Consider the following 21,853-nt stretch of genomic DNA (forward strand, 5'->3'; position numbering starts at 1 on the left):
TGCCTATTGTGCGGGTTGCATCGCGGGCGTGGCAACCGCCGGCGCGGGGGGCGTTTCGAAGACCGGATGCGCCTGGCGCATCTGCTCGAGGGCGTTGACCATCGACACCGTCACGGCGGCGGCGAAGGGCAGCGACTGCACGACCATGAAGGCCGCCCACAGCCGGGCCTCGGGATTGACCACGCCGACGCCGTTCCACAGCACTAGGGCGGCGAGCCACAGCAGCAGCGCCAGCACGGCCTCGCCGCGCGCCATGCCGAGCGCCATGCCGAGCGTCGCGCGCTCGTCCATCTTGGGCGTGCGCATGAAGGGCAGCCGGCTGGTGACCAGGCCGTAGATCACGGCGCGGCCCACCGTGTAGGTCAGCGCCAGGCCGGCGAGCGACGCGCCCAGGCTCTGGCGGAAGCTGCACTTCACGCGATCGGCGTAGAGGCCGAAGGAATAGGCCAGCTTGAAGACGAAGATGCCCATGGTCGGCACAATGAACTCGGCCGGCGGCAGGCCGACCGGCTTGATGCCGAACAGCGGCGGCAGCACCACGGCGGCAGCCCAGGCGAGGCCTGCCCAGGTGAAAAGCAGGTTGAGCGCGTCGGCGAACCAAGGCAGCCAGCCGGCGACGAAGTGGTACTTCTGCCAGGAGGTGAGCCGGGTCGTGTTCGACAGCATCCTGCCGGCATGCGCCTTCAAGATCTGCATGGCGCCGTAGGCCCAGCGGAAGCGCTGCTTCTTGTAGCCGGCGAAATGGTCGGGCGTCAGACCGTGGCCGAAGCGCTCGCGGCTGTACATCGCGCCCCAGCCCTTCTCCATCAGGCGCAGCCCGAGCTCGGTGTCCTCGGTGATGCACCAGGTCGCCCAGCCGCCCATCTCCTCCATGCGGTCGCGGCGCACCAAGGTCATGGTGCCGTGCTGGATGATGGCGTCGTACTCGTTGCGCAGGCACATGCCGATGTCGAAGAAGCCGGCATACTCCCAGTTGAGCATTTCCTTGAAGCGGTCGCCGGTCCAGTCACGATGGTCCTGCGGCGCCTGCACGTAGGCGATCTTCGGATCGTCGAAATACGGCACCACCGCCCTGAGCCAGTCCTTGCGCACCGTGTAGTCGCTGTCGATGACGCCGATCACCCGGGCGTCGGGCGCGGTCTGGTTCAGCACGTAGTTGAGCGCGCCGGCCTTGAAGCCCTTCATGATGTCGAAGTGGAAGAAGCGGAAGCGCTCGCCGAGCTGGGCGCAGTAGTCCTGCACCGGGCGCCACACCGCCGGATCCTTGGTGTTGTTGTCGATGACGATGACCTCGAAGTCCGGATAGTCGAGAGCGGCCAGCGAATCGAGCGTCTGGATCACCATGGCCGGCGGCTCGTTGCAGATGGCGAGATGCAGCGAGACCTTCGGCCAGGCGCGATCGGCGGGCTGGCGCGCGATCATCTCGGCGGCCGGCAGCGCCTCGCGAGTCCAGCGCCGGCGCCACACCGTCTCGACGAGCTCAAGCGCCTGGACCAGCGCCATGGCGAGGCTGATCGTCAGGAAGAAGGCGAGCACGCCCCAGCCGACCATCTCGGCCGTCACCATGTAGGTGCCGGCCGCGACCGCCGCGCCGAACACCAGCGCGCTGGCCGACAGCGCGACGAGACCGCAGAAGACCAGTTGTCCGGTGGCGGCGAGATCGCGCCGATACCACAGGAACAGCAGCGCCAGCGGCAGCGCAGCGGCCAGCGACCAGGCGGCGCAGGCGAGCCATTGCGGGAAGGTCTGGATCGTCCCGGTCCAGGCGAACTTCTGCTCGCGGTCGGCGTTCCACAGGCCCCAGTAGCCGCCGGCCTTGCCTTCGAGGTCGTACGCCTTCCACGGCTGGTCGAAGGCCTCGACGACGAAATACTCGATGTTCTGCGAACGCAGCCACGCCACCATGTCGCGGACGTTCCTAGCCTGCTCGGCCGGCGTGGCGTGCTTGACGTAACCGGTGGCCGGGCTGCGGCGCGAGGCGCCGTTCGACGGCCAACCGACCTCCGTCACGATGATGTTCTTGTTCGGATAGGCCCGGCGCAGGAGCGCGATCTTGTTCTCGAGATATTCGAGCGGCGTCTCGCTCGATTGCTCGTCCCAGTACGGCAGGATGTGAACGGCGAGATAGTCGACCTCGCGCGCGAGCTCGGGATAGTGCAGCCAGACGTGCCACGGCTCGGCCGTGCTGACCGGCACCTTGACGTTGCGCTTGACGTTCCTGATCTCGCGGATGAGCTGGGCCGGGCTGGTGGCGTTGGGGTCGCGCACCTCCTTCTGGCCGTCCCAGCGCAGGATGTTCTCGTTGCCGACCAGCACCCGTTCGACGTTCGGGTTCTGGTTGGCCATGCGGATCAGGGCGCGCGTCTCCTCGGCGTTGACGTCGCGCGCGTCGCGCCCGAATTGCTGCTTGGCCTCGCTGGCGCTGTAGATCCAAGCGCCCGGCACCAGCCTCAGCCCGTAACGCCGGGCGATCTCCGGCATCCAGGCGCCGCCGTCGGTGGCGCGATAGGTGCGGACCAGGTTGACCTTGCCCGAGAGCAGGGCGAAGTCGCGCTCGATCTGCTCCTTGTGCGGCTTGACCTGCGGCGGCGGCTCATCGGTGAAGGCGGTGCGCAGAAAGGAAAAGACGCCGCTCTCGCGCGCGGCGATCGGGTCCTGATCCTTGGCCCACGGCGCGTAGGTGACTCCGTGCAGCGGCAGGACGACGGCGGCGGCGCGCTCGGTCGAATCGAGCAGGCGCCAGCCGGCGACGGTGGCCGCGGCCGTGACCAGAAGAACCAGACCCAGACGGATCATGAAGTCGCGATCGCTCCGGCGAGCCGCCGGTGAATCTACGCTCGCGTCAGGCGATTCGGCGACCGCTGGCTCTATAGCGCGCGGCGCCAACAACGGTAAAGAGTCCGCGCGCAATCGTGGCCAAAATGTCAAATTCCGGCTGCATGCCCGACCCAGACCCCAAGGCGGCCCCGACCGGCGTGCCGCCCGACTGCGTCCCGACCTACCGTCCGGCCGACCGTTACGGCTTCTGCGAGCGCGTCGGCGCGCGCCTGCGCTACGCCTGCTGGAACGCCCCGGGAACCGCGCGCGGTTCCGTCGTGCTGCTGCAGGGCCGGGCCGAATTCATCGAGAAGTACGCCACCGAGGTGGTGGGCGAGTTGCTCGCCCGTGGCCTTTCCGTGTTCGCCGTCGATCTGCGCGGCCAGGGCCTGAGCGACCGCCCCCTGCCCGACCACGACAAGGGCCATGTCGACGACTTCGCCACCTACGTCGCCGACCTCGACGCGTTCCTCTCCGCCGTCGTCACCCCCATGGCGCCTCGCCCGATCGTGGCGCTCAGCCATTCGACGAGCGGAAACGTCGTGCTGCGCTACCTCGCAGAGCGCGGCTCGGGGCCCTTCGGGTCGGCGGTCTTCGTCTCGCCGATGACCGCACTCTGCCGCGGCGGAGCGATTCGCGCGCTGACCACCCTGCTCAGCCCGTTCGGCTGGCGCGACGGCGAATACATGGTCGGAACGGGTTCCTACGACCGCCAGCACCGCAATTTCGCGACGAACGACGTCACAAGGGACGAGCGGCGCTACCGGTTCACCGATGCCTGGTTCGACGCCGACCGCCGGCTGCGGCTGGGCGGGCCGACCGTGGGCTGGCTGCGCCAGGCGCTGCGCTCGATCGACCGGCTGGCCACGCCCGGCTCGCTCGAGCGCATCGATCTGCCGGTGCTGCTGGTCAGCGCCAACGGCGACCGCGTGGTCGACGCCACCTCGCACCGATCGGTCGCCAGCCGCATTCGCGGCTGCGAGCTGGTGGTCGTCGACGGCGCCCAGCACGAGATCCTGATGGAGACCGACCCGTTGCGCGACCGGTTCTGGCAGGCCTTCGACCGCTTCGCGCAATGACGGCGGAGCAGGTCCTGGTCGCCCTGGCCGCCTTCCTCGTCGCCGGGGTCGCCAAGGGCGCGGTCGGCATGGGCCTGCCGCCAATCGCCATCGGGCTCATGACCTTGGCCGTGCCGCTCGGCGACGCCCTGGCGCTCGTCGTCCTGCCGACCATCACGACCAACCTCTTCCAGGCCCTCTACGGGGGGCGCTTCGTGACGCTGCTGCGCCGCTTCGGAACGATGGCGGCGGCCGCCATCGCCGGCGTGATCGGCGTCGCGGTGATCCTTGGCCAGCTCGGCGCACCGGCCATGATCGGCTGGCTCGGCCTGCTGCTCGTGCTCTATGCCGGGCTGGCGCTGGTGGCCTGGAGGCCGACCGTGCCGCGCGATGCCGAAGCGTGGGCCAACCCGCTGGTCGGCATCGCCAGCGGCGCGGTCGCCGGGCTGACCGGTATCGCCGCCATGCCGTTCCTGCCTTACATGCAATCGCTGCAGATCGCGCGCGACGAGCTGGTGCAGGGCCTCGGCATCATGTTCATCTTCATCATGGGCGCGCTCGCCGTGGCGCTGGCGCAGCAGAACGTGCTGACCGCCGTCAACTCCCTGGGCAGCGCTGCCGCCATAGCGCCGACCTTCCTGGGTGTGTGGCTCGGCCAGAAGCTGCGTCGCCGCTTCTCGCCGGAGATGTTCCGCAGGGTCTTCCTGTTCGGCCTGCTGGCGATCGGGCTGCACATGTCGACGCGCCTGCTGTAAGAGTCCACTCATGCCCCTGCCGACCCATCGCCTGACGATCTGCGGCATTCCCGAGCTCGCCCAGCACTGCGGCGCGGGCGTGAGCCATGTGCTGTCGATCATCGACACCCACGAACCGCGGCCGTCGGCGCTCGACGGCTACGTCGAGGTCGATCATGAACTGATCCGCTTCGACGACGTGGTGGCGGAGTATCCCGGCTTCGAGGCCTGCACGCCGTCACACATCGAGAAGGTGCTGGCGTTCGGCGAGCGCGTGCATCTCCGGCCCAGCGGCCACGTGCTTGTCCATTGCCATGCCGGCGTGTCGCGCTCGACGGCGGCCGCCGCCATCCTGATGGCGCAGCATGCGCCCGGCGAGGAGGAAGCGGCCTTCCTCAGGCTCCTGAAGCTGCGCAAGCACGGGTGGCCCAACACGCGCATGGTCGAGTTCGCCGATCGGCTGCTGGGGCGCGACGGCGCGCTGATGCGCGGCCTCGTCGCCTATCGCCGCGCGCTCCTGCAGGAGAAACCGCATCTCAGCGAGATCATCCGCAACATCGGCCGCGGCCACGAGTTGCCGCGCTGACTACCGCCCCTTCATCGGCAGGCCGCCGAGATGGGTGCCGGCGTCGACGATCAGGAACTCGCCGGTGATGTTCGACGCGCTCGTGAGGAAGAAGATCGCCGCTTCCGCCATCTGCTCGGGCGTGCCGGCCTGGCGCAGCGGTGTGGTCTGCTCCTGCGCCGCCTTGAGCTTCTCGTAGTCGTCCTTGCCGAGCGCGCCGAGCAGCCAGCGCGTCTGGATGAAGCCCGGGCACACCGTGTTGACCCGGACCGCCGGGCCGAACCAGCGCGCCAGCGACAGGGTGAGCGTGTTCAGCGCGCCCTTCGACGCGGCATAGGGGATCGAGGTGCCGACGCCCATGACGCCCGCGATCGAGGAGATGTTGACGATCGAGCCGCGGTCGCCCCTGTCGTCCCATTGCTTCTTCATGGTCGGCCACACGGCGCGGCTCATCATGTACGGGCCGGTGACGTTGACCCGCAGGATGCGGTCGAAATCCTCCGGCGTCACGCCCTCGAGGTCGCCCTGGCTCTGGAACTTGGTGGTGCCGGCGTTGTTGATCAGCCCGTCGATGCGACCCCACTTCTTCAGGGTCTCGGCGGCGAGTTTGCGGCAATCGGCGTCCTGGCCCATATCGGCCTGCACCAGGATGGCGTCGACGCCCTTGGCCTTGACGGCGGCGTGGGTCTCGTCGGCTTCTTTCTTGCTCTTGGTGTAGTTGATCGCGACGTTCCAGCCGCGCGCCGCGAGATCGACGGCGCAGGCCGCGCCCAGTCCCGTCGCCGAGCCGGTCACGATTGCCACCTTGGCCATGCATTCCTCCCGATAGGTCCCGGCCGTCTTTCTAGGCTAGGATCGCATCCCATGGCAGACCTGTTTTCGATGAAGAACCGCATCGTTCTGCTGACCGGTGCGTCGCGCGGCCTGGGCCGCGACATGGCCCTCACGCTCGGCGCCGCGGGGGCAACGGTGCTGTGCGCCGGCCGGACCGTGAAGCAGCTTCAGGCGACGGCCAAGGCCATCCAGAAGAAGGGCGGCAAGGCGGAGGTCGTGCCGCTCGACGTCACCGATGAGGCCGCGGTGCGCGAGCAGGTTGCATCGATCGTCGCCCGGCACCGCCGCATCGACGTGCTGGTCAACAACGCCGGCGTGCTGAGCCGCGAGCCGATCGTCGATCTCTCCACCGAGTCGTTCCGCCGCACCGTCGAGACCGACCTGATCGCGCCCTTCGTGCTCAGCCGCGAGGTCGGCCGTCACATGCTGAAGCGGAGGTACGGCCGCATCGTCAACATCGCCTCGGTGCTGGCGATCATCGCCCGCGCCCAGGTCTCGGGCTATGTCTCGGCCAAGCACGGCATCGTCGGCCTGACCAAGAGTCTCGCCACCGAGTTCGGGCCTGACGTCACCGCCAATGCCATCTGCCCGGGCTACATCCGCACCGAGATCAACGTCGGCCTGCAGCAGAACCCGGAGTTCAACCAGATGCTCGAGCGGCGCACCGCCGCGCATCGCTGGGGCAAGCCGGAGGATCTGCGCGGCGCGCTGCTGCTGCTCGCCTCCGAGGCCGGCGCCTACATCACCGGCCAGACGCTGGTGGTCGATGGCGGCCTGAGCGTCGTGCTGGCCTGAGCGGCGGGACGCCGGCATGAGCGGCCTGCCGCGCTGGTCGATCTGGCTGCTGTTCGCGGGTCTGATCGGTTTCGGTTTCGCCGCCCACATGGGTTGGCTGCGCGATCCCTCGCTCGCCCCGGCCGACTATGTCGGCACGGTCGATGTCTCGGCCGAGGACGCCAAGGCCTATCGCGCCGTACCCTTCGAATGGCGGGTCACCAGCCCGGCCGGAACCTTCACCGGCAGCGACACCGCCTATGTCCGCATCGATTCCGCCGGCGAGCGCACCACGCTCTGCGGCTGGCTGCGCATGGACAAGGCGGGCGCCTCGATCCGTGCCGCACGCTGGCTGGTCGAAGCCCGCCTGAACGTCGGCGAGTTGAAGCTCTCCGCCCTGTTCATCGCGCCGGTCGAGAAGCCGCCGGGCGACGGCCTCAATGCCGGCTGCGCGCGCCTGGGCGAGGGCTTGAAGCCGCCCGCCGACGCGCCGCTGTCGCTCGAAGGACAGTCGGTGCGGGAGTAGGCATACATGTCTCACCGATGTCTCACTGCCTGAGACACGTTAAGCCATTGATATAACTATATTAATCGTCAAATGTCTCATTGAGACATCAGGCGGGCCTCGCGCGGGGCCGCCGGAATTGCCGGAATTACCGCAAAGGTCTAGGGTACGCCGATGTCCGAACAAAACGAGAACATTTGGCCCCCAAGGCACCCGCGATTCCGCAGCCATCCAGCCCCCATCAAGCGCGTCGCTGCCAACGATCTGATCGCGCGTGCCCTGCCGCCGCGAGCGATGATCCTGGAGCCGGTGCTGTCGTCGAAGAGCCTGGCGCTCGTCTACGGGCCGCGCGGCATCGGCAAGACCTTCCTCGGTCTCGGCATCGCCTGGGCCGCCGCCTCGGGCGAAAGCTTCCTGAAGTGGCGCGCCCCGCAGCCGCGCCGCGTGCTCTACGTCGACGGCGAGATGGCGGTGGGCGACATCCAGCAGCGGCTCGCCCATCTCGGCGCGGCGCCGCCGATGCTCGAGTTCATGCTGGCCGATCTCAACCGTGGCCCCCTTCCCGACCTCAGCCAGGAAGAAGGCCAGAACCAATTTGAGGAGAGCTGGGACGGCGCGCGCCCCGACTTGCTGGTGCTCGACAATCTCGCGAGCCTTGTCGGCATACGCAACGACGACGTCGACAGCTGGACCGGGCTGCAGCGCTGGCTCCTGAAGCTGCGGCGCCTCGGCATGGCCGTGCTGATGATCCATCACGCCAACAAGCAGGGCCGCCCGCGCGGCACCAGCCGGCGCGAGGACCTGCTCGACATCGTCATCGGCCTGCGGCGGCCGGGCGACTGGCAGCCCGAGCAAGGCGCGCGCTTCGAGCTGCATTTCGAGAAAGCGCGCGGCCTGCATGGCGAAGCCGCCGAACCGATCGAGGCGCGCGTGGAGACCGACGAGGCCGGCGTGCTGCGCTGGTGCTGGCAGCCCGCACACATCAGCGACCTTCACCGCGTCGCCGCCCTGCTCAAGGACGGCCTCAATCCCAACCAGATCGCCAGGGAACTCGGCATCCCGCGCGCCACGACCTACCGGATGCGCAAGCGGGCGATGGAGATGGGGTTGATTGAGAGGCGCTAGTCTCGGATACATCGCGGCACCTATGGTGCGGTTCCCGCGCCAGCGCTCGTAGCCGACACTCAATCGCTCAAAGCTGTCTTCAGTCCGCCAGGTTCTCTGCGGCCGATTGGCAACACACCTCTTGATTGTGGCCTATCCCATAGCGTGTTAGTTTACCGATCCGAGAAGGCTTGGCATGAGCGGACATCGCAAGTTTTTTGGAACTGGTTTCGAGGATGCTGAGTCGCCGCCGTAGGCGCATCAAACGGATGGTGCGCACCTTGCGCCGCACGCTCGATACTGGCGGACATACGGCTCAAGGCAGGGCTTCCCACCCAAGATAGAACTAAGGCTGCCCTTGGTGGTGAGCATGCATTCTGGAGTCCACCATGGATGAGCCTGTCTCAGCCGCTGACGCCAGCCGCAAGTTCCGTCTGCTTCTGCGCCGGATTCGGAAGGGAAAAAGTTACGTTGTGACCAGCCGCGGGAAGCCCATTGCACGGCTGGTCCCCGCAAGTAAACAAGATGGGGTGGCAGCCGGTGCGCGGACGAGGTTGCTGTCCCGCCTCGAAAAGCAGCCTGCACCGCTCACGAGACGATGGAGGCGCGACGAGCTCTACGAAGATGATCGGTGAGGGACGATCGGTGAGATCGTGATGAGCACGACTGAATTTCACCTGCCTCGATCCCCTTCCAGCTCCCTCGGCCGGATGATCAGGAACGCCACCAGCGCGCCCGCCATCAGCACGGCGATCACGAGGAACGACAGGCCCCATCCGAGCGGCGACATGCCGCCCGAGAGATCGAGCGTCCAGCCGATCGCCAAGGGGCCGACGAAGCCGCCAGCGTAGCCCAGCATCGAGTGCACCGCGAGCGTGGCGCCGCGGCGCGCGGGATCGGCGGCGCCGGCGGCTCCGGCGGTGAGCGACGACGAGTCGAGCCAGATCACGACGCCGTAGAAGACGATCAGCCCGACCGCGATCCAGTAGCCCATCGAGCCGAGGAAGCCGACCGAGGCGCCGACCAGGATCGACAGCGTCATCGCCGTCGCCACCAGGCGGCGGCGGCCGAAGCGGATCGAGGCTTCGTTGCCCAGCACCGAGGTGAGCGTGCCGAGCAGCCCCAGCACGGTGACGACCACGGCGGGCGAGACGAGGTCGCCGGCTTGGCCACTGCGGGCCGCGACCCAGGCGAGGAAGGCGACACCCCAGCCGCGCAGCGCGTTCATCTCGAGCGTGTGCACGCAGTAGGCCAGCGAATAGGCGAAGGCCGATCGGTTGGCGAGCACGGGCCGGAAGTCGAACAGCGCCGGCGCCGGCCTGCCCTGGCTCGCGGCGGGCCTGGCCGGCGGCGGACGGCCGGGAACGGCGAGGGTCACGGTGAGCCAGGCAATGGCCGCGGTGAGGCCGGCGCTGGCGAAGGCGAGGCGCCAGCCGAAGTGCTGCGCGATGAGCTCGCCCAACACATAGGACGCCGCCCCCGAGATGCCGATCGAGGCGGCATGTCCGGTGACGGCCCGCGACATCATCCTGGCGTCGACCTGGTCGGCCAGAAGCTTCAGGCCGGTCATGTAGGTACCGGCCCAGCCGATGCCGGCCAGGCCGCGCAAGGCGAGCGCCGACCAGAAACCCTCGGCCAGCAAACCGAAGGCGAGATGCGCCACGGCGGTGCAGCCGACGCCGAACAGGTAGACACGCTTGGCGTCGATGCGGTCGGTGAGAGTCACCAGCACCGGCACCGAGACCATGTAGGTGGCGTAGAACGAGGACGTGATCCAGCCGGCCTCGCTGTTGGTGAGCTGCCAGCGCTCCATCATCTCCGGCAGCAGCACCGGCCAGTAGCCGGCGCCGAGCTGCACGAAGACCTGCGCGGCGCAGACGATGGCGACGAGGCGGGCGGCGGAACGCTTGTCCATCAGGCGACAAGCCGCTCCACGACATCGACCAGCCACTCGCTGCCCCAGAACGGCTCACCATCGACCATGAAGAACGGCGAGCCGAACACGCCCCTGGCGAGCGCGTGCTCGTTTTCCGCGACCAACCTCTGCTTCACCGCCTCGTCCTGCAGCCCTTCCCGCACCTCTGCGCGTTCGAACCCCAGCATGGCGGCGGCCTCGAGGGCAACCTCGGGATCGGCGGTGCTGCGCCCGTCGAGCCAGAATTTCCGGTAGGCGGCCTTGGCGAAGTCCGGCGCCTTCTCGGACGCCCTCGCTTCGATCCAGTAGAAGGCGCGCGCCGCGGGAAGCGAATGCTCGGGGAAGCCGGCCGGCACCTTGATCGTCAGGCCTTCGCGTCGCGCGAGGCGCGGTACGTCGATCTCGATCACGTAGCGCCGCTTCAGAGGGTGCTCGAGCGGCGACTGGCCGACGCTCTTGTAGACGGCGCCGAGCAGGAACGGCCGCCACCTGACGCGGTCGCGCGGGAGAACGGCATCGACCTTCATTGCCGTCAGGAAGCCATAGGGCGAGGCGAAGTCGAAATGGAAGTCGACTACGCCCGTCATCCGTAGGCCGGCGTCTCCGGCTCGAGCGGGACGATCCACTCCTTGTCGGGCGCGATCACGGCACCGCCGCGGCGCTGGCCGCGCTCGATCGCCGGCCACTTGGCGAGCAGCGCCGGCGGCAGCTCGCGGCCGTCGGATGCCGACAGCCAGAGCCGCATCAGGTGGCGTCTCGGCCGCGGCGGCGGATGGTCGACATAGGCGGTGCGGGCGTGGAACACGACGTGGTTGTGCAGGTACTGGATGTCGCCGGGCTGGAACGGGATCTTGAGGCAGAAACGCGGGTCGTCGCAGAGCGCGTAGAAGACGTCGAGCGCCTCGGCGAGCAGCGGCGTCACCTTGGGCGCCTCGGGAAAGCGCTGCACCGATTCGACGTACTGGCGCACCGGGGCGAAGCCGGTGAACGAACTCTTGTGCCAATGGAACAATGGCATCTCGTACCAGCCCTGGCCGCCCGCCGGCACCTCGCCGCGGCGGTCCATCGGGATCGGCCCGTAGAGCGCGGCGCAGAGGTCGGGCCGCGTGCGCATCATTTCGTCATGCACGGCGACGCCGCTCACGATGGCGCTCTCGCCACCCGACTGCGAGGTGGCGAGGCAGAGCAGCGCGACTACATCGCAGGAATCGACGTGAAAGGAGAGCTCGGCGTTGGTCTGGGTGATGCGCTTGTTGACGTCGGCGACCGAGGTGCCGATGTCGATGACATGGCCGATCAGGTGGCCGTTGCGGTTCTGCGCCACCGGATCGCCGATGTGGCGCGACAGGCCCCAGTAGACGCGCATGCGGAAGTCGGGATCCCAGCGCTCGACCGGCAGCCCGCGCAGGTAACCGAAGCCCAGCTCGTCCAGCACCCGCCGACGCAGGCCGGCGAGGCGAGGCGCGAGACCGGGCAGCGGGAAGTCGCCCTTCTCGATCCGGCGGATGTCGAGGCCGGCCGACTTTGTCGCCGCGGCCGCACGCTCGATTTCGTCGACCTCCTGGGCGCTCAAATGGAAGGCCCAGGAGTCGTAGTCGTGATAGGCGCTCGCCGACCAGGCGAAGGAGCCGCCGATCGGCCCCGGCGGCATCGCCGGGACGGGACGCGTCGAGCCCTCCATCACACGGCCTGCTTGCCGGGCGCGCAGCAGCCGCTGACCGGCTCGACGGGCTGGACCGCCGGACCGCAGCAGCCCGACGCGACCTCCTTGCCGTCAAGCGACGGACCGGGACCGTTGCACACGCCGGTCTCGGGCAGCACCAACTCGACCTTGCGCGCCGCCTCGTGGTCGCCCGCGATCTCGGCGGCGATCGAGCGCACCTGCTCGTAGCCCGTCAGCATGAGGAAGGTCGGCGCGCGACCGTAGCTCTTCATGCCGGCGAAGTAGAAGCCGGGTTCGGGCTGGGCGAGCTCCTTCGCGCCGTGCGGTCGCACCGTGCCGCAGCTGTGCAGGTTGGGATCGATCAGCGGCGCGAGTTCGGGCGGGCATTCGAGCGCCGGATCGAGCGACAGCCGCAGCTCGCGCAGGAAGTCGAGGTCCGGCCGGAAGCCGGTCGACACCACCAGCTCGTCGACCGTCACCGACTGCTCGCAGCAGGCCGAGGCCGAGGCGACGCGCAGGCGATCGCCCTCGCGGCTGATCGACGAGACGCGGAAGCCGGTCTCGACCTTCAGCTTGCCGCTGCCGACGAGAGCGGCGAAGGCGGTGCCGAGCGCGCCGCGCGCGGCGAGCTGGTCGTTGGCGCCGCCGCCGAACGCCTTTTCCGGCGCATCGCCACGCAGCAGCCACAGCAGCTCGGTGTCGGGCTCGGCGTCCTTGAGCCTGGCGAGATCGATCAGCGTGCCGATCGCCGAGTGGCCCGAGCCCAGCACCGCCACCACCTTGCCGGCATAACGCGCGCGCTCGCGCCCGAGCACGTCCGGCATGCCGTAGGAAACGCGTTCCTGGGCCTGGTGCTCGCCGACCGCGGGCAGGCCGTTGGCACCGGCCGGGTTGGGCGAGAACCAGGTGCCGGTCGCATCGATCACGGCATCGGCGCGCAGGCGCTCCGGGCCACGGCCGTTCTGGTAGCGGATTTCGAACGGCGCGGCCTCACGGCCCTTGCTCTTGACCTTGTCGAAGCCGACGCGACCGATGCCCGTCACCAGGCTCCTGGTGCGGATGTGATTCTTGAGCCGGGTGCGCGTGGCCAGCGGCTCGAGATATCGTTCGAGCAGTTCGGCGCCGGTCGGGTAGTGGTCGGGCTGCGGCTTGTTCCAGCCGGTCTCGGCCAGCAGCCGCTCAGCCGCCTTGTCGATGTTGTACTCCCAGGGCGAGAAGACCTGGACGTGGCTCCACTGGCGCACCGCATGGCCGACCGTCGGTCCCGCCTCCAGAACGATCGGCTCCATGCCGCGCTCGAGAACATGGGCCGCGGCGGCCAGGCCGACGGGCCCGGCGCCCAAGATGGCGACCGTCTTAGTGGCAACTGCCTCACTCATCTCATCCTCCTAGAAACATCGAAATAGTTGGTCAAAAAAAGGTCACGCCACTTTGGGCAGCGCGACCGGCGGGCAGGTCCCCTCGGCGCAACACTCCTCGGCCATGTAGCCCAGCAGGTCGTGCATGGAATCGTAGTTGGCGTGGCAGACCAGCGTGGTGCCTTCGCGCGTCTGCGTGACCAGATCGACCACCACCAAGCTCTTCAAATGATGCGACAGCGTCGACGCCGCGATGTCGAGCTTGGCCTGGAGACGGCCGACCGAAAGCCCTTCCGCCCCAGCGCGTACCAGCGTGCGGTAGATCCTGAGCCGGGTCGGATTACCCAAGGCCTCTAGGCGGGCGGCGGCATCGTCGAGCTTCATGCCATCCAGATAGGCGGCGAAGCAAGCACTGTCAACCGTATTTCTAGAAATTTAGAAATAGCGAGACGCACCTCTGCCCACTTGGCCGGGCAGCAGGAAACTGATCACCCAGCAGGCGATCAGCATGGCGGCCGAACCCAACAGGCAGGCCGTCACGCCGCCCACTTGATAAAGCGCGCCAGAGAGCAGGATGCCGATCAGGCGGCCGACAGCGTTGGCGGCATAGTAGAAGCCGACATCCTCGGCGGCTTTCTCCGAACCGGCATAGGCCAGGATCAGATAGGAGTGCAGCGCGGAGTTCACCGCAAACGGCAGGCCGAACAACGCGAGCCCGATCGCCAGCACGAGGTCAGGGCGCCAGAGGTTGGGATCCTGCAACAGCGCCGCCAGCGCCACCGGGACGGCGACGAGCAGGCCCGTCCACAGGCGCGCATTCGGGACCTCGCGGCTCAGGCCGTCAGCGCTGCGCGTCACCAGCGCCGGCGCCACCGACTGCACACCGCCATAGGCAATGGTCCAGGCGGCGAGGAAGGCGCCGACCTCGACGAAGCGCCAGCCGGCGGCGTAGAGGAACACCGGCAGGCCGACCACGAACCAGACGTCGCGCGCGCCGAACAGGAAGATGCGCGCCGTCGCCAGCAAGTTCACCCCGCGCGACTTGGCGAACAGCTCGCGCATGGTCTTCGATGCCTTCGCCTTGCCGAACTGGCGCGGCAACAGCACGAGGCCAGCCAGCAGGATCGCACCGATCAGAGCCGCCATCAGCCACAGCGCCGGCGCGAAGCCGATCACCTCCAGCAGCAGGCCGCCGACGAAGAAGCCCAGTCCCTTCATCGCGTTCTTCGAACCGGTGAGCCAGGCGACCCACTTGAAGAGCTGTCCCGAGTCCTCGGCCGCCGTCGCCTTGATCGCCGACTTCGATGCCGTCTTGGTGAAATCCTTGGCAAGACCGGCGATACCTTGGGCGGCCACCACCCATACCACCGAGGCGGCCGCGGTCCACGACGGATCGAGCGCCGACAGCATGACGAGGCCGGCGATCTGGAGGAACTGGCCGACGGCCAACATGCGCGGAATGCCGAAGCGCACGGCCAGCCAGCCACCAAGCAGGTTGGCGACGATGCCGGCGAACTCGTAGAGCAGGAACAGGAAGGCGAGCGTGAAGGGCGAGTAGCCGAGCTGGAAGAAGTGCAGCAGGACCAACATGCGCAACGCGCCGTCGACCAGGGTGAAGCCCCAGTAGGAGGCCGTCACGATCAGATAGTCGCGGACCGCCGGCGCCATCTCAAGGCTCCGCGTCGATCACTTTGTTGGCGAGATCGACCATGCGGCAGACATACCCCATCTCGTTGTCGTACCAGGCATAGACCTTGAGCAACGTGCCGTCGGTCACCAGCGTGCTCGGACCGTCGACGATCGAGCTGCGCGTGTCGTTGCAATAGTCGGCCGACACCAGCGGCCGGCTCTCGTAGCCCAGGATCCCGGCGAGCGGTCCTTGCGCCGCCCCGGCGAAGAGGTCGTTGACCTCGGCTTCGGTCGTCGCGCGCTTCATCTCGAAAACGCAGTCGGTCAGGCTGGCGTTGAGCACCGGGGCGCGCACGGCATGGCCGTTCAGCTTGCCCTTCAATTCGGGGTAGATCAGCGCAATCGCCGTGGCGCTGCCCGTCGTCGTCGGCTGCAGCGACAGCATGGCCGAGCGCGCACGCCGCAGGTCCTTGTGTGGCGCATCGATCACGACATTGGTGTTGGTCGGATCGTGGATGGTCGTGATCTGGCCGTGCCTGATGCCGATCGCCTCGTGCACGACTTTCACCACGGGCGCCAGGCAATTGGTCGTGCACGACGCCGCGGTGAGCAGCCGGTGTCGCTCGGGGTCGTAGAGACTGTCGTTGACGCCGACCACGACGTTCAGCGCGCGCTCGTCCTTGACCGGGGCCGCCACGATCACGCGCTTCACGCCGCGCTGGAAGTAGGCGTCGATCTGCTCGGGCTTGAGGAACTTGCCGGTGCATTCCAGCACCATCTCGCAGCCGAGGTCGCCCCACGCCACCTCGCCGGGCGAGGCTTCGGCGCTGAAGCCGAGTCGCTTGCCGCCGACCGCGATGCCTTTCTCGCCATCGACCTCGAAGGAGGTGTGCCAGCGGCCATGCACGCTGTCGAATTCCAGCAGATGTGCCGTCGCCGCCGCGCCGCCCTTGATCTCGTTCAGGTGCACGACGTCCAGCCGATGGTCCCGGCCGGGATCGTCCTGCGGCCGGAACACACCGCCCATCGCCGCCCGCAGCACCAGCCGGCCCATGCGCCCCATGCCGTTGATGCCGACCCTCATGCGGCGCTCCCTCAGACCGGTGCCCGAGTATGGTCGCCGATCTCGTCGAGCCTCTTCTTGAGCGCCATGCGATCGAGCGAGGTGCAGGGCAGGTTGATGAAGATCTCGAGCCGGCGGCGAATCATGCCATAGAGCTCGTTGATCACCGTGGCACGCTCTGTCGGCGAGCCGGTGAACTTGGCCGGATCGGGCAGCGGCCACGACGCCGTCACCAGCCGGTCACCGACATCCGGACAGTCCTGGCCGCGCAGCGTGTCGCAGAGCGTGATGACGAAATCCATGCGCGGGGCGTCGGGGCCGGCGAACTCGTTCCATGACTTGCAGTGCAGGTGCGAGACGTCGTGGCCAAACGCCCGCAGCTTATCGAGGACCTCGGGCATGGGCTGCGCTGCCGGTTCGGAGCCGGCCGAGTAGGCCTTGAACTCGCCGCGTCCGACTTGCTCGAGGATCGCCTGCGCCATCAGCGAGCGCGCCGAATTGTGCGTGCACAGGAAGAGCACGCTGAAGGAGGCAGTCATGTGATCATCCTCCGTAGGGTCTTCCGGCAGGAGGCGTGCAAGGTCGCCGCACAGCTCGGGGCGGCCGGAGCAGCAGGTCTCGGTGAGAAAGCTGAACAGCGCGCGCAGGCCGGCGAAGCGGACGGCGTAGATGACGTGGCGGCCCTGGCGCGTCGACTGCACCAAGCCTGCCTGTTCCAGCGCCGACAGATGGAAGGAAAGCGTCGAGGGCGGCTGGCCGAGATGGCTGGCCAGTTCGCCGGCCGCCATACCGGACGCGCCGCGCGTCGCCAGCAGCCGCATCAGGCTGAGACGGGTCTCCTGTGCCAGGGCGGAGAAGCCGGCGGCGGCTCCTGTAGATTCCATAATTCGAGAATAGTCGAAAAGTATGTCATATGCATGACAGAAGTAGGAGCTATCCGCTGTCATGACGACGTTCGAACGCTACCTGACGCTGTGGGTCGCCCTCTGCATCGTCGCCGGCATCGCGCTGGGCCATTTCCTGCCCGGCGTCTTCCATGCCATCGGCGCGGCCGAGATTGCGCGCATCAACCTGCCGGTCGCCGTGCTGGTCTGGCTTATGATCATCCCGATGCTGGCCAAGATCGACTTCGCCGCGCTTCGCGAGGTCGGGGCGCACTGGCGCGGCATCGGCGTGACGCTCGCCATCAACTGGGCGGTCAAGCCGTTCTCGATGGCGCTGCTCGGCTGGCTTTTCCTCGGCTACCTGTTCGCGCCCTGGCTGCCGGCCGACAGGATCGACAGCTACATCGCCGGCCTCATCCTGCTGGCTGCCGCGCCGTGCACGGCCATGGTGTTCGTCTGGAGCAACCTCTCCAACGGCGAGCCGCACTTCACGCTCACGCAGGTAGCGCTCAACGACACCATCATGGTGTTCGCCTTCGCGCCAATCGTCGGCCTGCTGCTCGGGCTGTCGGCCATCACGGTGCCATGGGACACCTTGGTGCTGTCGGTCGTGCTCTACATCGTCGTGCCGGTGGCGATCGCCCAGGCGTTGCGCACGCGGGTGCTGGCGGCGGGTGGCGCGGCGGCGCTCGGCCGGCTGCTCGCCGTGCTACAGCCGCTGTCGCTGGTCGCGCTGCTGGCGACGCTGGTGCTGCTGTTCGGCTTTCAAGGCGAGCAGATCATCGCCCAGCCCCTCATCATCGCCCTGCTGGCGGTGCCGATCCTGATCCAGGTCTATTTCAACTCTGGCCTCGCCTACTTCCTCAATCGCGCCGCCGGCGAAGCGCACTGCGTCGCCGCTCCCTCGGCGCTGATCGGCGCCAGCAACTTCTTCGAGCTCGCCGTCGCCACCGCGATCAGCCTGTTCGGCTTCGACTCCGGCGCCGCCCTCGCCACCGTGGTCGGTGTGCTGATCGAGGTGCCGGTGATGTTGTCGGTGGTGAAGATCGTCAATGCCAGTAAGGGCTGGTACGAGCGCGGCGCGTGAAGGCCTAGAGAAACGACATCCCACCGCTCAACGCCACGGTCTGACCGGTCATGTAGGCGTTGCCGATCAGCATCATCACCACTTGCGCGCATTCCTCGGGCGTGCCGAAGCGGCCGAGCGGGATGCGGGCCGGCGACGCGGCGACGCCGCCCCGCACCATGTCTGTCTCGATCAGCGACGGCGCCACGGCGTTCACCGTGATGCCGTCCCTCACCAGCCGCGCCGCATAGCCGCGCGTCAGCCCTTCGAGGCCCGCCTTCGAGGCGTTGTAGTGCGGCCCGACCGCACCCGCGCCGCGCGCCGCGCCCGACGAGATATTGACGATGCGGCCCCAGCGCCGCGCCCGCATGCCGGCGACCACGGCCTGCGTGCAGAGGAACGCGCTCTTGAGGTTGGCTGCGATGGTGACGTCGAAGTCGTCCTCGGTGAGGTCGTCGACCGAGCGGACCAGCCCGATCCCGGCATTGTTGACCAGGATGTCGACGGCACCCAGCGCCCGCACCGCGGTCTGCACCAATCCGGTCACGTCGTCCGACTTCGAAACGTCGGCCTGCAGCGCGCAGGCGCTCGCACCGGACTGGCGGATCCGGTCGACGACCCGCTCCGCGTCCTCTCTCCTGCTCAGGTAGTTCACCGCGACCGCGGCGCCCGCTTCGGCCAGCGAAATCGCGATCGCCCTGCCGATACCGCGCGAGGCGCCGGTCACCAGCGCCACCTTGCCCGTGAGGTCGGTCATGCGTCGTTCTCCCGGTCGACCCGCCAGCGCCGGCATGTTAGCCCTTTTCTCAACTCAGGAGGTCACCTCATGGCGCGTCTCGGCTTCGGCGCATTCCTCGCCCCCCACCATCCGATCGGCGAAAACCCGCTGCTGCAGTTCCGGCGCGACATCGCCTTCGTCAAGCACCTCGACGATCTCGGTTACGACGAATTCTGGTGCGGCGAGCATCATTCGTCCGGCTGGGAAATGATCGCCTCGCCCGAGATGTTCCTCGCGGCGGCCGGCGAGCACACCAAGCGCATCAAGCTCGCGACAGGCGTGGTCTCGCTGCCCTATCACCATCCCTACAACGTCGCCCAGCGCATGGTGCAGCTCGACTGGATGACCGGCGGCCGGGCGATCTTCGGCTCGGGCCCGGGTGCGCTGCCGTCCGACGCCTACACGCTCGCCATCGACCCGATGACCCAGCGCGACCGCCAGGACGAGGCGATCGGCGTCATTCGTCGCCTGATGAAGGGCGAGCGTGTCACCCATCAGAGCGACTGGTTCACGATGCAGGACGCCGCCCTGCAGCTCCTGCCGATGCAGGAGGAGATGCCGTTCGCGGTCGCCTCGCAGATCAGCCCGTCGGGCATGACCTTGGCCGGCAAGTACGGCATCGGCATCATTTCGCTGGGCTCGATGTCGAGCGAGGGCCTGACGGCGCTGCCGACGCAGTGGGGCTTCGCCGAGAAGGCCGCCAAGGAGAACGGCACCACCGTCGATCGCCGGAACTGGCGCGTGCTCCTCAATTGGCACATCGCCGAGACGCGCGAGAAGGCGATCGAGCAGGCACGGTTCGGCCTCAAGCGCTGGCACAACGAATACATCGTGGCGACCCTGCAGCGGCCGGGCGCCGTCGCCTTCAAGACCGAGGACGAGGCCATCGAGCAGACGGCGTTCGCGCCGGGCTCGGCCGCCGTCATCGGCACGCCCGACGATCTCGTGAAGCTGATCAAGGACGTCCATGCCAAGAGCGGCGGCTTCGGCACCGTCGTCGGCTTCGTGCACGACTGGGCCAATCCGGAGAACACCTTCCGCAGCTGGGATCTGGTGGCGCGCTACGTCATGCCGGAGATCAACGGCTACGTGACCAAGCTGCGCGAATCGGAGCGCCACCTGCAGGTCAATCGCGGCGTCTTCGAGCGCGCCAACAAGGCGATCATGGCCAAGATCATGGCGGACAAGGACGCCGCCGAGGCGCTCAAGGTCACGCAGAACCCGCGCTTCGCCGCCGCCGGCGCGCAGGTCCCGACAGGCCTGGGCAAGGGCAAGGAAGCCGCCGAATAGCCTGACGTGGCCATGGTCGTCGTGATGGGCGTGTCGGGGTCGGGCAAGACCACGATCGCCTCATTGCTCGCGAAGGCATTGGGCTGTCCGTTCAAGGAGGGCGACGCGTTCCATCCGCCGGCCAACGTCGAGAAAATGAAGGGCGGTACGCCGCTCACCGACGAGGATCGCTGGCCGTGGCTCGAGCGCGTCGCCGCCGAGATCGCGGGCTGGCGGGCCAATGGCGGCTCGGGCGTCGTCACCTGCTCGGCGCTGAAGCGCGCCTATCGCCAGGTCCTGACCGGCGGCGCAGCCGACGTGACCCTGGTCTATCTCAAGGGCGACCGTGCCCTGATCGAGCAGCGTCTCGAGGCCCGGCGCGGGCACTTCATGCCGGCCACCCTGCTCGACAGCCAGTTCGCCATCCTGCAGGAACCGGGCGGGGACGAGCGGCCGATCATCGTCGATGTCGGCCCCGCCCCGTCTGCTATCGTGGCCGAGATCATCGGCGAGCTGAAGCGGAGGCACCCATGAAGATCGTCGTCGGCTCCGATCACGCGGGCTATGCGATGAAGCTCGAGCTGCTGCCGTTCCTGCGCGAGCTCGGGCACGAGGTGACGGATGTCGGCTCTTTCGACCCCAAGCCGGTCGACTTCCCCGACATCGCACGCAAGGTGGCGGCGGCCATCACCTCGGGCCAGGCCGAGCGCGGGCTGATGGTGTGCGGCACGGGAGTCGGCGCCTCGATCGGCGCCAACAAGATGAAGGGCATCCGCGCCGCGGTCTGCCACGACGTCCATTCGGCGCACCAGTCGGTCGAGCACGACGACGTCAACGTCATGTGCATCGGCGCGCAGATCGTCGGTCCCTGGCTCGCCCGCGACCTGATCGTCGCCTATCTCGACGCCAGGTTCTCGACCGCAGAAGAGTTCCGCCGCCGCGTCGCCAAGCTCGCCGACATGGATGCCGGACGCTAACCCTCGGCCACGCCGAACGCCTTGCGCATCGCCTGAACGCCCTGCTGGTGCGGGCCCCACAGCCGGCCGCCGACCACGCCGCCGTCGACCACCAGGTCGTGGCCGTTGATGAAGGTCGATTCGTCGGAGGCGAGGAACACGGCGGCGTTGGCGATGTCGTCGGTCAGGCCGGCGCGCGGAATGGGCTGCAGCGCCGCCATGCTTCCCTTCACGGCTTCGGCATAGGTGTCGGCCTTGTCGGGCGGCAGGCCGAGCGCCTTGGCGAAGATGCCGGTCGCGATGCCGCCCGGCGAGATCGCGTTGCAGCGCACGTTCTTCTCGCCGAGCTGCATGGCGGCGCACACCGTGAGATGCACGACGGCCGCCTTGGCGGCGCCGTAGATCATCGAGGTCGAATAGCCGGCGCGGCGCGCGGCCACGCTGCCGTTGTTGATGATGCTGCCGGCGCCCTGCTTCATCATGATCGGTGCCGCATGCTTCATGCCGAGCATGACCGAACGAACCAGCGTCGCCATGGCGGCGTCGAAGCCCTCGACCGGCACGGTCTCGATGCCGCCGACCGGCGCGGGCCCGCCGGCGTTGTTGAACAGGCAGTCGAGTCGGCCCCATTTGGCGAGGCAAGAATCGATCACGCCCTTCACCTCGGCCTCCTGCGTGGCATCCGCCTTGATGAACAGGCACTTGTCCTTGCCCAATGCCCGCTCGAGCGAGCGGCCGAGCTCCTCGCGCCGGCCGGTCGCCACAACCTTCGCGCCGTGCGCCGCGAAGATCTCGACGGTGCGCCGGCCGATGCCGCTGGTCGCGCCGGTGACGATGGTGACCTTGCCGTCGAGCCTGCCCATGCCTGTCTCCCCTTTGTC

Annotated in this window: 23 protein-coding genes; 11 read left to right on the forward strand and 12 right to left on the reverse strand. The window is 68.1% G+C overall.

Translation table 11 applies throughout. The annotated features are described in order from the left end of the window. Positions 1-3: 3 nt before the first annotated feature. Positions 4-2,796 carry a glycosyltransferase gene (locus KIT25_16275; protein UYN93602.1) on the reverse strand — a complete coding sequence of 931 codons (2,793 nt, stop codon included), beginning with the start codon at positions 2,794-2,796 and terminating at the stop codon, positions 4-6. A 143-nt stretch (positions 2,797-2,939) separates the two neighbouring features. On the opposite strand from KIT25_16275, the gene KIT25_16280 reads away from it, so the two are divergent. From KIT25_16280 to KIT25_16290, 3 genes are read left to right on the forward strand one after another with little or no spacing between them, the layout of a single operon-like run. Then, complete coding sequence (locus tag KIT25_16280; protein ID UYN93603.1) at positions 2,940-3,896, forward strand: alpha/beta hydrolase; 957 nt, start codon at positions 2,940-2,942, stop codon at positions 3,894-3,896. Then, the gene (locus KIT25_16285) at positions 3,893-4,630 is read left to right on the forward strand and encodes a sulfite exporter TauE/SafE family protein (GenBank protein ID UYN93604.1); all 738 of its coding nucleotides are present in this window, start codon (positions 3,893-3,895) and stop codon (positions 4,628-4,630) included. Before KIT25_16280 ends, KIT25_16285 begins: the two co-directional genes overlap by 4 nt. 10 nt (positions 4,631-4,640) lie before the next feature. Next, positions 4,641-5,195, forward strand: coding sequence for a dual specificity protein phosphatase family protein (locus tag KIT25_16290; protein ID UYN93605.1), 555 nt, complete (start codon positions 4,641-4,643; stop codon positions 5,193-5,195). On the opposite strand, the gene KIT25_16295 is transcribed toward KIT25_16290, so the two are convergent. Continuing rightward, the gene (locus KIT25_16295; protein ID UYN93606.1) at positions 5,196-5,987 is read right to left on the reverse strand and encodes an SDR family oxidoreductase; all 792 of its coding nucleotides are present in this window, start codon (positions 5,985-5,987) and stop codon (positions 5,196-5,198) included. It abuts the gene before it with no gap. A gap of 51 nt (positions 5,988-6,038) precedes the next feature. On the opposite strand from KIT25_16295, the gene KIT25_16300 reads away from it, so the two are divergent. The 4 genes from KIT25_16300 (at position 6,039) to KIT25_16315 (ending at position 9,026) form a co-directional block, all read left to right on the forward strand. After that, positions 6,039-6,803 (forward strand): SDR family oxidoreductase, encoded by a 765-nt coding sequence (locus tag KIT25_16300; protein UYN93607.1) that lies wholly within the window; start codon positions 6,039-6,041, stop codon positions 6,801-6,803. 16 nt (positions 6,804-6,819) lie between these two features. Then, positions 6,820-7,308, forward strand: a complete 489-nt coding sequence (locus tag KIT25_16305) for a hypothetical protein (GenBank protein UYN93608.1) — start codon at positions 6,820-6,822, stop codon at positions 7,306-7,308. Positions 7,309-7,461: 153 nt separating this feature from the next. Next, entirely contained in the window at positions 7,462-8,412 is a 951-nt protein-coding gene (locus tag KIT25_16310; protein ID UYN93609.1) for an AAA family ATPase, read from the forward strand. A 368-nt stretch (positions 8,413-8,780) separates the two neighbouring features. Beyond that, a complete protein-coding gene (locus KIT25_16315) occupies positions 8,781-9,026 on the forward strand; it encodes a type II toxin-antitoxin system prevent-host-death family antitoxin (protein UYN93610.1) in 246 nt (81 codons plus the stop codon). 38 nt (positions 9,027-9,064) lie between these two features. Here the strand turns inward: KIT25_16315 and KIT25_16320 are convergent, their stop codons facing one another. Genes KIT25_16320 through KIT25_16355 form a run of 8 tightly spaced genes read right to left on the reverse strand, consistent with a single transcriptional unit; the run spans position 9,065 to position 16,903 of the window. Next, positions 9,065-10,306, reverse strand: coding sequence for an MFS transporter (locus tag KIT25_16320; GenBank protein ID UYN93611.1), 1,242 nt, complete (start codon positions 10,304-10,306; stop codon positions 9,065-9,067). Beyond that, complete coding sequence (locus KIT25_16325; protein ID UYN93612.1) at positions 10,306-10,893, reverse strand: 2-hydroxychromene-2-carboxylate isomerase; 588 nt, start codon at positions 10,891-10,893, stop codon at positions 10,306-10,308. Before KIT25_16325 ends, KIT25_16320 begins: the two co-directional genes overlap by 1 nt. Continuing rightward, positions 10,890-11,987 carry a TauD/TfdA family dioxygenase gene (locus tag KIT25_16330; protein ID UYN93613.1) on the reverse strand — a complete coding sequence of 366 codons (1,098 nt, stop codon included), beginning with the start codon at positions 11,985-11,987 and terminating at the stop codon, positions 10,890-10,892. The genes KIT25_16325 and KIT25_16330 overlap by 4 nt, the downstream gene beginning before the upstream one ends. Next, a complete protein-coding gene (locus KIT25_16335; protein UYN93614.1) occupies positions 11,987-13,348 on the reverse strand; it encodes an NAD(P)-binding domain-containing protein in 1,362 nt (453 codons plus the stop codon). The genes KIT25_16330 and KIT25_16335 overlap by 1 nt, the downstream gene beginning before the upstream one ends. Positions 13,349-13,390: 42 nt before the next feature. Then, the gene (locus KIT25_16340; protein UYN93615.1) at positions 13,391-13,711 is read right to left on the reverse strand and encodes a helix-turn-helix transcriptional regulator; all 321 of its coding nucleotides are present in this window, start codon (positions 13,709-13,711) and stop codon (positions 13,391-13,393) included. A 51-nt stretch (positions 13,712-13,762) separates the two neighbouring features. Further along, positions 13,763-14,995 carry an organoarsenical effux MFS transporter ArsJ gene (gene arsJ, locus KIT25_16345; GenBank protein ID UYN93616.1) on the reverse strand — a complete coding sequence of 411 codons (1,233 nt, stop codon included), beginning with the start codon at positions 14,993-14,995 and terminating at the stop codon, positions 13,763-13,765. 1 nt (position 14,996) lies between these two features. Then, positions 14,997-16,040 carry an ArsJ-associated glyceraldehyde-3-phosphate dehydrogenase gene (locus KIT25_16350; GenBank protein UYN93617.1) on the reverse strand — a complete coding sequence of 348 codons (1,044 nt, stop codon included), beginning with the start codon at positions 16,038-16,040 and terminating at the stop codon, positions 14,997-14,999. 11 nt (positions 16,041-16,051) lie between these two features. Further along, a complete protein-coding gene (locus tag KIT25_16355; protein UYN93618.1) occupies positions 16,052-16,903 on the reverse strand; it encodes a metalloregulator ArsR/SmtB family transcription factor in 852 nt (283 codons plus the stop codon). A gap of 61 nt (positions 16,904-16,964) precedes the next feature. On the opposite strand from KIT25_16355, the gene arsB reads away from it, so the two are divergent. Beyond that, positions 16,965-17,990, forward strand: a complete 1,026-nt coding sequence (gene arsB, locus KIT25_16360; GenBank protein UYN93619.1) for an ACR3 family arsenite efflux transporter — start codon at positions 16,965-16,967, stop codon at positions 17,988-17,990. A 4-nt stretch (positions 17,991-17,994) separates the two neighbouring features. On the opposite strand, the gene KIT25_16365 is transcribed toward arsB, so the two are convergent. Further along, a complete protein-coding gene (locus KIT25_16365) occupies positions 17,995-18,726 on the reverse strand; it encodes an SDR family oxidoreductase (protein UYN93620.1) in 732 nt (243 codons plus the stop codon). A 69-nt stretch (positions 18,727-18,795) separates the two neighbouring features. Here KIT25_16365 and KIT25_16370 point away from each other — a divergent pair, with 69 nt between their 5' ends. The 3 genes from KIT25_16370 to rpiB are packed head-to-tail and all read left to right on the forward strand — an operon-like array spanning position 18,796 to position 20,993. Next, the gene (locus KIT25_16370) at positions 18,796-20,037 is read left to right on the forward strand and encodes an LLM class flavin-dependent oxidoreductase (protein ID UYN93621.1); all 1,242 of its coding nucleotides are present in this window, start codon (positions 18,796-18,798) and stop codon (positions 20,035-20,037) included. A gap of 12 nt (positions 20,038-20,049) precedes the next feature. Beyond that, on the forward strand, positions 20,050-20,550 hold the full coding sequence (locus tag KIT25_16375; protein UYN97964.1) for a gluconokinase: 501 nt from the start codon (positions 20,050-20,052) through the stop codon (positions 20,548-20,550). Then, on the forward strand, positions 20,547-20,993 hold the full coding sequence (gene rpiB / locus KIT25_16380; protein ID UYN93622.1) for a ribose 5-phosphate isomerase B: 447 nt from the start codon (positions 20,547-20,549) through the stop codon (positions 20,991-20,993). The genes KIT25_16375 and rpiB overlap by 4 nt, the downstream gene beginning before the upstream one ends. Here rpiB and KIT25_16385 read toward each other — a convergent pair. After that, entirely contained in the window at positions 20,990-21,835 is an 846-nt protein-coding gene (locus KIT25_16385; protein ID UYN93623.1) for an SDR family oxidoreductase, read from the reverse strand. The genes rpiB and KIT25_16385 overlap by 4 nt on opposite strands. Between the last annotated feature and the right edge of the window lie 18 nt (positions 21,836-21,853).

This window comes from Enhydrobacter sp. (assembly GCA_025808875.1).
In the GTDB taxonomy this organism is placed as follows: domain Bacteria; phylum Pseudomonadota; class Alphaproteobacteria; order Reyranellales; family Reyranellaceae; genus Reyranella.

Excerpts from the sequence above, each read along its gene's own strand:
- KIT25_16275 (UYN93602.1), bottom strand. The coding sequence starts at position 2,796 with ATGATCCGTCTGGGTCTGGTTCTTCTGGTCACGGCCGCGGCCACCGTC.
- KIT25_16280 (UYN93603.1), top strand. The coding sequence starts at position 2,940 with ATGCCCGACCCAGACCCCAAGGCGGCCCCGACCGGCGTGCCGCCCGAC.
- KIT25_16285 (UYN93604.1), top strand. The coding sequence starts at position 3,893 with ATGACGGCGGAGCAGGTCCTGGTCGCCCTGGCCGCCTTCCTCGTCGCC.
- KIT25_16290 (UYN93605.1), top strand. The coding sequence starts at position 4,641 with ATGCCCCTGCCGACCCATCGCCTGACGATCTGCGGCATTCCCGAGCTC.
- KIT25_16295 (UYN93606.1), bottom strand. The coding sequence starts at position 5,987 with ATGGCCAAGGTGGCAATCGTGACCGGCTCGGCGACGGGACTGGGCGCG.
- KIT25_16300 (UYN93607.1), top strand. The coding sequence starts at position 6,039 with ATGGCAGACCTGTTTTCGATGAAGAACCGCATCGTTCTGCTGACCGGT.
- KIT25_16305 (UYN93608.1), top strand. The coding sequence starts at position 6,820 with ATGAGCGGCCTGCCGCGCTGGTCGATCTGGCTGCTGTTCGCGGGTCTG.
- KIT25_16310 (UYN93609.1), top strand. The coding sequence starts at position 7,462 with ATGTCCGAACAAAACGAGAACATTTGGCCCCCAAGGCACCCGCGATTC.
- KIT25_16315 (UYN93610.1), top strand. The coding sequence starts at position 8,781 with ATGGATGAGCCTGTCTCAGCCGCTGACGCCAGCCGCAAGTTCCGTCTG.
- KIT25_16320 (UYN93611.1), bottom strand. The coding sequence starts at position 10,306 with ATGGACAAGCGTTCCGCCGCCCGCCTCGTCGCCATCGTCTGCGCCGCG.
- KIT25_16325 (UYN93612.1), bottom strand. The coding sequence starts at position 10,893 with ATGACGGGCGTAGTCGACTTCCATTTCGACTTCGCCTCGCCCTATGGC.
- KIT25_16330 (UYN93613.1), bottom strand. The coding sequence starts at position 11,987 with ATGGAGGGCTCGACGCGTCCCGTCCCGGCGATGCCGCCGGGGCCGATC.
- KIT25_16335 (UYN93614.1), bottom strand. The coding sequence starts at position 13,348 with ATGAGTGAGGCAGTTGCCACTAAGACGGTCGCCATCTTGGGCGCCGGG.
- KIT25_16340 (UYN93615.1), bottom strand. The coding sequence starts at position 13,711 with ATGAAGCTCGACGATGCCGCCGCCCGCCTAGAGGCCTTGGGTAATCCG.
- arsJ (UYN93616.1), bottom strand. The coding sequence starts at position 14,995 with ATGGCGCCGGCGGTCCGCGACTATCTGATCGTGACGGCCTCCTACTGG.
- KIT25_16350 (UYN93617.1), bottom strand. The coding sequence starts at position 16,040 with ATGAGGGTCGGCATCAACGGCATGGGGCGCATGGGCCGGCTGGTGCTG.
- KIT25_16355 (UYN93618.1), bottom strand. The coding sequence starts at position 16,903 with ATGGAATCTACAGGAGCCGCCGCCGGCTTCTCCGCCCTGGCACAGGAG.
- arsB (UYN93619.1), top strand. The coding sequence starts at position 16,965 with ATGACGACGTTCGAACGCTACCTGACGCTGTGGGTCGCCCTCTGCATC.
- KIT25_16365 (UYN93620.1), bottom strand. The coding sequence starts at position 18,726 with ATGACCGACCTCACGGGCAAGGTGGCGCTGGTGACCGGCGCCTCGCGC.
- KIT25_16370 (UYN93621.1), top strand. The coding sequence starts at position 18,796 with ATGGCGCGTCTCGGCTTCGGCGCATTCCTCGCCCCCCACCATCCGATC.
- KIT25_16375 (UYN97964.1), top strand. The coding sequence starts at position 20,050 with ATGGTCGTCGTGATGGGCGTGTCGGGGTCGGGCAAGACCACGATCGCC.
- rpiB (UYN93622.1), top strand. The coding sequence starts at position 20,547 with ATGAAGATCGTCGTCGGCTCCGATCACGCGGGCTATGCGATGAAGCTC.
- KIT25_16385 (UYN93623.1), bottom strand. The coding sequence starts at position 21,835 with ATGGGCAGGCTCGACGGCAAGGTCACCATCGTCACCGGCGCGACCAGC.